The 630-nt window shown below is 44.9% G+C and carries 1 protein-coding gene; it reads right to left on the reverse strand.

The window, feature by feature from the left end; translation table 11 throughout:
• Positions 1 to 118: 118 nt before the first annotated feature.
• Positions 119 to 598, reverse strand: coding sequence for a GNAT family N-acetyltransferase (locus UF06_RS00135; RefSeq protein WP_045568626.1), 480 nt, complete (start codon positions 596 to 598; stop codon positions 119 to 121).
• Between the last annotated feature and the right edge of the window lie 32 nt (positions 599 to 630).

Consider the following 630-nt stretch of genomic DNA (forward strand, 5'->3'; position numbering starts at 1 on the left):
CTAACGCCCTGCTAAGGGGTGAGCAATGCACTACAAGAGCTACCGCACACCGCCTTAATCACAAAACTCACCGCATGCTGAAAATGCCACGCATTGCGAATCCCTCTTAAGCAGTTTGTTAGGCGCGCAGTTGTAATTGGTAAAAATCAGTTTCATCGTGCTTTGGATTAGGGCAGCAATATGCCCAACCATTACGCTTATAGAACCTTAACGCCCTTGTGTTCGTTCTACTCACGGAAAGCACAGCACGATTACAACCAGCTCGTGTCAATTCTGTTTCGATGTAGAGCTGAACTTGCTGGCTCAAACCGGAACCTCGGATTTCAGGCAACAAGTAAATCAAATGGACATAACCGGTATCTGGCTCGGGCGAAAAAGAACGAAACTCTAACTGCCCTACCAATTGCCCATCCAACCAGATATGGATGTAAAACCAACCTGCTTCAGATTGCCTTTCTTGGATTCGTTCTCGATAACCTGCTATGAAATCATCAAAACCCGAATAGGTTTTGAAGCTGCAATAGTAAGCGTCCTTTCGAGCAGCTACGCAAAAATCATAATCTTGCGCCAAATTGATCACTTTAAATTCTACGTTCATCCCTAATCCTAAAGTGAATAGCGCCTAACGCA

It is taken from the genome of Vibrio sp. S234-5 (assembly GCF_000960595.1).
GTDB lineage: Bacteria > Pseudomonadota > Gammaproteobacteria > Enterobacterales > Vibrionaceae > Vibrio.